Here is an 8,913-nt window from a genome sequence, read left to right on the forward strand (position 1 = left end):
TGCTCACCGAGCACGGCGGCACCGTCCCGGCGCGCGAGCTGCGCGACCTGCTCGGCATCGGCTCCTCCAGGCTGACCGGCCTGGTGAACCTGCTGGAGCGGGCCGGGTCCGTCGCGGTCACCGAGCGCGGGGACCTGCGCGCCGTCGAGGGCGGCCCGCCGCCCGAGCAGGCGGCGGCGCGGGCGGCCGAGCTGGACGAGACCCGCCGGCGGGTGGACGAGTCCCGCATCGACATGATGCGCGGCTACGCCGAGACGACCGGGTGCCGCAGGCGGGCGCTGCTGGAGTACTTCGGCGAGCCGTACGAGCGGGCCTGCGGGAGCTGCGACACCTGCCGCGCGGGCACGGCGGCGGAGACCATCCCGGCGGAGCGGGCCGGCGAGACGCCCTTCGCGATGCACGCGAAGGTCCGGCACAGCGAGTGGGGGCCGGGCGTGGTGATGAGCCGCGAGCCGGACCGGGTCACGGTGCTGTTCGAGGAGGTCGGGTACAAGACGCTGTCCCTGGAGGCGGTCGAGCGCGACCACCTGCTCACCCCCGCCGGCTGACCACCGGATCACCTCCGCCGCACCGCCGTCCGCGTCGTGTCCACAGGATGATCAACCCGGCTTCCACCAGATGGACGGACACGGACACTCTTGGACGGCTGTGGCACGCTATGGCTCGTGGTGGGCGATGGGCCCTGCGCGTCGGCGCTGGACGCCGTACGGACGCGGCGAGATCTGCTGGCGGAGCTCGATCGGCTGCGTGTGTCCGCCGCACGCGGGCGGGGCAAGGTCCGCCTGTCGCTGCGCGACCTGGCCGAGGCGGCCGAAGTTCCGCGCAGCAGCCTGGCCAACTACCTGTCCGGGCGCACCCTGATGCCCGCCGACGTCCTGCACCGGCTGGTGACAGCGCTCGGCGTCACCGGACCGCAGGTGGAGCACTGGATCGCGGCCTGGGAACGGGTGGCCCTCGGCGTGCCGCGCCCGCCGTCGCCGGAGCCGATGCCATCCGATGACGCGCCCCCCGTGCAACAGCGGACCGAGCGGGAAGGCCATGTCCGGTCACCGGTGAGCGTGGGCGCCGCCGGGCGCCGTCCGGCCGCGGCGGAGGACCTGCGTTTCGCGGTCCTCGGGCCGTTGCAGGTGGAACGGGACGGGCGGCCGGTGCGGCTCGGGCCGCGGCTGGTCGAGCTGCTCTCGCTGCTGCTGCTGGAGGCCGGACGGGCGGTGCCGGCGGCGCGGCTGACCGAGCTGCTGGAGTCCTCCCCCCGATCGGACGGCTCCCCCGCCACGCTGCGCAGCCATGTTTCCCACCTGCGGCGACTGCTGGCACCGCGCCAGGGCGACGGCGGCCGGCACGGCGTCCTGGTGACGGTCGGCCGCGGCCCCGGCATCGGCTACCGGCTGGAGATCGACCCGCAGGCGATCGACGCGGGGCGCTTCGAGCAGGCCTGCGCCGAAGGCCGGCGGCTGCTGGACGCCGGTGACCCGGCCCGGGCGGCGGCGGTGCTGGCGGACGGGCTGGCGTTGTGGCGCGGGCCCGCGTTCGCCGACGTGGCCGAGCGGGCGTACGCGCTGGCGGAGCGGGCGCGGCTCGCGATGTTGCGCCGGACGGCGTGGCTGGGGCTGGCCAGGGCGCTGTCGGAGCTGGACCGGCACGGGGAGGCGGCGGCGCGACTGGCCGCCGCGGTCGCCACCGAGCCCTACGACGAGGGGCTGCGGACCGAGCTGGTGCTCGCCCTGTACGCCCAGGGGCGCGTCGTGGAGGCCGCCGAGGTGTGCCGGGAGGGCCTGTCACTGCTGGGCCGGCGCGGTGTCGACTCCCCGGAACTGCGCGAGCTGCAGCGTCTGGTGCTGCGCAGGGAGATTCCCGCCGGGACCGCGCGGGCCGCGCGGCAGGCTCCGCGACCGGCCATGCCGCTGCTGCCGCCGCCCGTCGCGCCGCACTGGTTCGTCGGCCGGGCGCAGACCCTGCGGGAGGCGGTGGGCCGATTAGGCGGCCCCGAGGGGGTGCGCTGCGAGCTGCTCGTCGTGACCGGGCTGCCGGGGGTGGGCAAGACCAGCTTCGCCCTGCGCGTGGCGCACGCCGCGGCCGGCCGCTTCCCCGACGGGCACCTCCATGTCGACCTGCGCGGCTTCGACCCCTCCGGGGCGGTGATGACGCCCGAGGAGGCGCTGCGCACCATGCTCGAAGCGCTGGGCGTCCCGCCCGAACACGTCCCCGACGGTCTCCCCGGCCGGAGCGGGCTGTTACGTGACCGGCTGGCCGGCCGGCGGGTGCTGGTGCTGCTGGACAACGTCCGTGACGACGAGCACGTCCGCCCGCTCCTGGCCTGCCTGGCGGGGTGCGGAGTGATCGTGACCAGCCGCAGCCAGCTCCGGGACCTGATCGTCACCCAGGGGGCGCACCCGCTCACGCTCGATCCGCTGCCGGCCGCCGAAGCGGAGGAACTGCTGGTGCGCCGGCTGGGCGTGGACCGCGTGCGGGCCGAGCCGGAGGCGGCAGCGGAGATCATCGCCCGGTGCGGGCGGCTGCCGCTGGCGCTGTCGGTCGTGGCCGCCCGCGCCGCGGTCCACCCGGCCTTCGCGCTGCGCGCCCTGGCCGGTGAGCTGCGCGACATCGAAGCCGACCTGGGGGCCCTGGGCACGGGCGACGGCCCGGCCGATGTGCGCGCGGTGTTCTCCTGGTCCTACCGTGCCGTCAGCGCGCCGGCGGCGCGGCTGTTCCGCCTGCTGGGCCTGCACTTCGGCGCCGACGTCACCGCGCAGGTCGCCGCCGCCCTCGCCGGCGCGTCCCTCGCCGAGGTACGGCCTCTGCTGGCCGAACTGGCCCGCTCACACCTGGTCAGTGAGCACGGGCCCGGCCGGTACGCGCAGCACGACCTGCTGCGCAGCTACGCGGGCGAGCTGGCCCGCACCGAGTGCGACGAGCGGGAACGCGCCGCCGTCCGGCGCCGGCTCGCCGACCACTACCTGCACACCGCTTATACGGCGGAGCGGCTGTTGTGGCCGCACCGGGATCCGATCGAACTCGGGCTCCCCACACCGGGCATCACCGGTGAGCGGCTGGTGACCGAGCGGGACGCGCTCGACTGGTTCACCGCCGAGCAGGCCACCCTGCTGGCGGCCGTGCCGTGGGCCGCGGCCGGCGGCCTGCTCGCTCATGCCTGGCAACTGGCCTGGACGCTCACCACGTTCCTGAGCAGGCAGGGACGCTGGCGCGACCTGATGGGCGGTCAGCTCACAGCGTACGAGGCCGCCGACCGGCTGGACGACCCGCGCGCCACGGCACAGATCGCGCGAGACCTGGCCATCACCCTCACCCAGCTCGGCGAGCACGACCAGGCCTACGCCCACCTGCGGCGTGCCCTGGAGCTGTACACCGGGCTGCGGGACCTGGTGGGCCAGGCGCACACCCTGCTCAACCTCGGCTGGGTCGACGAGTGCCTGGACCGGCACGAGGACGCGTTGCGGCACGACCAGGAGGCGCTGGAGCTGTTCCGCACGGCCGATCACAAGATCGGGCAGGGCCGCGCGCTGAACGCGGTCGGCTGGGACTGCATCCGGCTCGGCCGGTACCGGATGGCCATCGACCACTGCCAGGAGGCCCTGACCCTGGCACAGTCCCTCGGCAGCGGCTCCGGCGAGGCCCGCGCGTGGGACAGCCTCGGTTACGCCCACCACCATCTCGGTGACCACGATCAGGCCGTCGACTGCTACCGGCACGGCCTGGAGCTGTACCGCCGCAGCGGCGAACGCTACGACGAGGCCGAGACACTGTGCCGGATGGGCGACGCCCACCAGGCCGCCGGGCGGACCGGCGCGGCGGCGAAGGTGTGGCGGGAGGCGCTGGCCATCCTGGACGATCTCGGGCACCCCGCCGCCGACGAGATCCGCGCCAAGCTCACCGGGCCGGCGAACGCCTGACGGCACCGCGAGACGCGTACGGCACGCACTGACCACGCAGGCCCGAGGGCCGGGCGAGGACGGCCCGAGGTGTCCATCTCGCGAGCTCTCGAAAGATCACGCGGCTTCCACCCGGTTTCCAGCGCCGTGCCCGACATTGATGGGGACCCACCCCGTCCAGGCCGGCGACCACCGGCTCCCTCGCACCCGTCGTATCGGGCGACCAGGTCGAATACCGCGACGCCGTCACCTGGTGCGTCGACCTGGTGGTCCGTACGGAGGCCGACGGGTTCGCCGCAGAAGAACACGTCCACGATCCAGCCTGTCCGCCACAGACCTCGGAGGTCACACGCTCATGCTCCATCGCGGACCCAGAGCACGTCAGAAGGTCAGACGAGCCTTATGCACGGCGCTCATCACCTTACCCATGGCAGTGGTACCCCTGGTCGCGTCTCCCGCGACCGCGGATGACCGGACAACGATCACCCTCTCGGCGGAGTCCCAGCCGCCCCCGGACCGTCCGACACTCGATGCCATCAAACGTTCGGCGAAGCAGAAGCGGATCACGCCGGCTGTGGCCGCAACTCCCGCGCCGACTCTTGAACAAGCCCCTCCTGCCTCCGGTTCGAGTCCGTTGGATGCCATAAGGCAAGAGGCGAAGAAGCGTAACGAGCGCATTGAGATCGTCTCCTATCGGTCAGAGACCTCGACCACCTTCGCCAACCCCGATGGCAAGACGCTGCACACCGAGCTGTACTCCACGCCCATCCGGGTCAAGAAGAAGGGCGTATGGCAGCAGGTCGACACCACGCTTGTCGAGGAAAACGGGGTGATCAAGCCCAAGGCCAGTAAAGGGGAGTTCACCCTCTCGGCCGGCGGCGGCACCACCCTGCTGAAGGCGAGAGGCGAAAATGGGCAGGCGGCCATCTCTGCCGACACCAAGCTGCCCACGCCACGGCTAAGTGGTAACACCGCCACATATCCTTCCGTCTACGGGGACGGCGTCGACCTGGTCGTCACCGCGACCCCCACGGGTTTCCAGCAGCGGCTTGTGATTCGTAAACGGCCGGACAAGAAGCTCGAGCTGCGCATTCCTGTGAACCTGCCCAAGGGCATGCGCTATGGTCTGGACGCCTCCGGCAGGGCGGCCCTGCTGTCGACCGAGGGCGATCGGAATGTCGCTTCCATCACCGCGACTCCGATGTTGGACGCGGTCGCCGCCCGCCAGCCGGAGACCGGCCATGTTGGTACGGCCGCCATCACTGCGGAGCAGGGTGGCGCTGACCCGGCGCTGCTCGTGAGTCCTGATGCGGAGTTCCTGGCCGATCCGGCGGTGGCCTACCCGGTGACCATGGCTTTGGCGTCCGACGTCTGGACCGGTACGGGTGTCGCCGGTGACACCTTCGTCAACAGCTCGACCTACCCCAACGGGGCTTCGAACGACGTCAACTATCAGCGCATCATCGCGGGCAAGTCCAATAGTGGCACCGTAACCTGGCGTAGCTACATCCGTTTCCCCATCAGAGGTACTCCCCTGGAGGGCGGTACGGTCGAGAACGCCGACCTGCGGCTGTGGAACTTCCGGGCCAATGCCTGTACCTGGGAGATCAACTCGGGCATCGTCGCCCGGCGGATCACGAGTAGTTGGACGGTGAGCAACCTCACCTGGAGCCGGCAGCCTTCGGTCACCACGAGCGGCCAGGTGGGCAACAAGGGTGCCTACAGCGACGATTGTTCGCGCGGTGAGGGTGAGTTGTACCACTCGGTCGAGACGATGGTTCAGGACTGGATGGACGGCGCAGCCGACTACGGTGTTCAGCTCAGCTCCGTCAGTGAGTCCGACAGTACGAACTGGCGCTGGTACCGTTCCTCGGAGTATGGGAGCTACGAGGATCCCACCGTGCCGCGCGGCCCGGCATTGACCGTCAATTACTTCCCGGCGCAGGAAGACATCGTCACCGTCTGGGGGATGTCTCCGTCCAGCGCGCCGTCGGATGTCCTGGACGCCGCGACGTCGGCCGGCCCTGTGCAGGTCCCACCAGCGGTCACGCGCGAGCAGATGGATGCGGCCGCCCTCGCCGGGGATGCTTATACCGAAACCAATGCCGAGGACATGGTCATTCCGGACGGGTTGACGCCTGAGCAGCTCGACGAGTTCCTGAACGGCCCCAAGCCCACGGCGCCGCCCGCCGGCCCTTCTGTGGTCTCCACCGATCCGAGCAGCGCACGGACCGATGTTCCCATCAATGCCCAGATCAAGGTGACGTTCAGCGAACCTGTCATGGGGGAGGACTTCACCATCAAGGATGCGCAAGGTGTGCCGGTGACCGGCAGCGCGGCCCTGGAGCCCGGCGATGAACGTCTGGTGTTCACCCCGGATCAGCCGCTCGCCGCGGACACCGTCTACACGGCGGAGGTGAGTGGTGCCAGGAATTACTCGGACGTCACCATGTCGCCGTACACATGGTCCTTCACGACGGGACGAACGGCGACGTCGAGCCCAACACCCACGCCGTCTCCAAGCATCCCTCCGGTGCAACATACGATCACGCTGCCCGTGCAGGCCAGTGCATGGATCGACGACATGGGCTCGTCGGACTCCACCGGGGACACACTGTGGACCGGTGCTTGGGACGGCGAGGGTACGCCGATTCGGGAGCGGACGTATCTGAAGTTCGACGCCAGTGCCCTGGCTGGTAAGACGGTCACCGACGCCAGGTTGAAGCTGTGGAACACCGAGTCCTACGGGTGCGGGAACAGCGGCTCCGGCATCAAGGCACAGCGGATCAGCAGTGCCTGGTCCATCTCCACCCTGTACTGGGAGAACCAGCCGGCGGCCACCACCGCCGGCGAGGTGATCGCCAAGGATGCCGGGACGTGTACGTCAACCCCGCCATCGGGTGTGGCGTGGAACTGGACGATCACCGGAATCGCCCAGGCGTGGGCAGGCGGCCAGGCCAATCAGGGCATATTGCTGCGCGGAGTCGACGAATCCGCCTCCGCTCCGATTTATGATCGCGGGTTCGGCTCATCTCGCACCGCCACCGTGGCGCAGCGTCCAGTGCTGACGGTCACCTACACCGACGGCGCCGCTCCCTCCCCCTCGCCCAGCCCCAGCCCCACCCCGGGAGGGGACACCACACCCCCCACGGCCCTGGAGGTGGCTCCGCCAGAGGAGGGTGCGGCCGAACCGAACGCGCAGGTCACAGTGCGCTTCAGCGAGGCGGTGACCGGGGCCCGGCTCACTCTCACCGACCTGATCATGGAAGAGCCGGTCACCGGCACCACCGCCATGAGCAGCGGCAACACGATACTGACGTTCACTCCTGCCGAGGAGCTGTGGTCCTACTACCAAGCCGAGGTGCGCGGGGCCAAGGACGCCGCAGGCAACACCATGGCGCCTTACTCCTGGTACTTCGCCGTCTGGGGCACCTCTGGCCTGGCAGGTCAACGCGCCGATCTCCCCACCGGTAAGGCAGCCGTCACGGCGCCGGCCACCATCACCGGACTTCGCATTCGTGGCGCGGACACCAGCGATGGGGGAGCCCGCGTTCCCACGACCAGACCGCACCTCGTCATCAACGTTGCCGACAAGCTGGGACGACGCAGCACGGTCGAGGTCGAGGTCACCGATGCCCTGCCGACCCGTTCCTCAGACGAAGGCGGGAAGTGGAGAACGACCCTCGCGGACGTGCCCGCGGGGACCGCGGCCGACATCCGGCTTCCCTCCGGCAGTCTGAGGGAAGGACGACCCGCTCACTGGCGTGCTCGCGTCGTCACCGCCGGAGTCAGCAGTTCATGGAGCGACTGGCGATCCCTCACCCTCAGTTCCCCGACACGAGAGGCCAAGCCGATCGCGGGGACCGAGGCCGCCTCGTCCGCCGCAACCGCATACTCGGCCGGCAACTTCAAATACGACAGGATCAAGGACAACGACGATTGCCAGTCGAACCAGCGGAGTGCTTACGGATATGCGCCGGGCAGTAGGGTGCTGCAGAACGAGAAGGGGTACACCCGGAATCGTTTCTCGTGGTGTGCCACGTTCATGTCGGGGCTGGTCCGGGTCAAGCGTGACAGGTTCGGCAAGGTCGTGAAGAATGCGAACGGCGTGCCGGAGACGACGGATGAGGTCTGGTTCCCGCAGATATTGATCGGGCGGACCTATCAGGGCAGTCGTGCCATTGACTTCGATCTGTGGGTCGATGAGCCGATCGTGAGCAAGGGTGAGTACTTCGAGGGGAAGACCTTCTCCATCGGCATGTTGGGCACCGGCTACCCGAATGCGAACGCCTGTGCTCCCATCACCACCGGAGGCCTGAAGAAGTCGTACACCGGCAATGAGGACTACTGGGACGACAGAACGGTGTCCTTCAAGTTCGAATCCTACGTCGACCCGGCATCAGCAGGGGCGAACAACCGGGAGTTGATCGGCACCTGCACTACGAGGACCACCCTCGGCCTCGTCGGTCTCGGCGGCTCCCAAGAGACCCAAAGTCCACCGAAGCAGAGCATTCGCTGCGACTCCGCATCCTATGTCGGGTATGCCGAGGGTTGCATCTTCGATCACGAGACTCCGTCGATCGCCTTGAAGGAGAGCCTGTTCCCGAACGCCTACTCCCACATCGCCCTCGCCTACACCTCTCCCAATTCGACCCACCCCATGGCGACCGACCACGCGAACGCATGGCCCGTGAATGTCCCCGAGATCCGTAAGGACACCCCGAAGAACATTCCCGGCTTCAGTAAGAACAGGCTGATCCATCGGCTCTATCAATACGAGGACGAAAAGATTCGGGACGGTAACCGTAACGGCCGGAACCGAAGTAGGTCGCAGTCGGCCTGCCGGTGGTCGTACTATCCCGGCTGGAATGGCAAGGGGCAGGCGCCGTGGGTGGCGGCGGGAAATGAATGCGATGAGTTCCCGTTCGCTTCCACTTATGAGGGCTCCTGGGTGTGGTGGCAGGAGAACCTGCCGGCCGACGTAGGGACCTACCGCCCGCGCGGAGTGAACTACACGGTGAAG

General features: G+C 69.5%; 3 protein-coding genes. All 3 read left to right on the forward strand.

What is annotated here, in order from left to right; genetic code table 11:
- Positions 1–548 (forward strand): DUF3553 domain-containing protein (locus IEY93_RS38660; protein ID WP_229691503.1); only part of this gene is annotated, 548 nt, incomplete at its 5' end.
- Between the two features lie 117 nt (positions 549–665).
- Positions 666–3,911 (forward strand): tetratricopeptide repeat protein, encoded by a 3,246-nt coding sequence (locus IEY93_RS26465; RefSeq protein WP_189165837.1) that lies wholly within the window; start codon positions 666–668, stop codon positions 3,909–3,911.
- A 406-nt stretch (positions 3,912–4,317) separates the two neighbouring features.
- The coding region (locus IEY93_RS26470) for a DNRLRE domain-containing protein (protein WP_189165838.1) at positions 4,318–8,913 on the forward strand (4,596 nt) is incomplete at its 3' end.

The organism is Sphaerisporangium melleum (assembly GCF_014646695.1).
GTDB lineage: Bacteria > Actinomycetota > Actinomycetes > Streptosporangiales > Streptosporangiaceae > Sphaerisporangium > Sphaerisporangium melleum.